1 protein-coding gene is annotated in these 234 nt (G+C 43.2%); it reads left to right on the top strand.

Annotation, left to right across the window (positions count from 1 at the left end; all coding sequences use genetic code 11):
* Window positions 1–103: 103 nt before the first annotated feature.
* Window positions 104–234: response regulator aspartate phosphatase (locus tag R0K30_RS23635; RefSeq protein WP_486304044.1), on the top strand; the 131-nt coding region annotated here is incomplete at its 3' end.

Raw genomic sequence — 234 nt, 5'->3', positions numbered from 1 at the left:
CGGATATCCGAAATTCGACAATTGCGGTCTTTTTGCGTTCTTCTTTTTCTAGCAAATATGATAAAATATGACATATCTCGGTCATTCCAAAAGGGGGGATTTATTGAGGATGAAGCAGACTATTCCGTCCTCTTTTGTCGGGCTCAAAATTAATGAATGGTATACCCATATCCGGCAGTTTCACGTCCTTGAGGCGGAGCGCGTCAAACGTGAAGTAGAGAGAGAGATCGAGGA

The organism is Bacillus sp. SIMBA_154 (assembly GCF_046536015.1).
GTDB classification, from domain to species: Bacteria; Bacillota; Bacilli; order Bacillales; family Bacillaceae; genus Bacillus; species Bacillus pumilus_P.
Note: the sequence above shows the minus strand (reverse complement) of the source record. Positions and strands in the feature narration are given on the sequence as shown.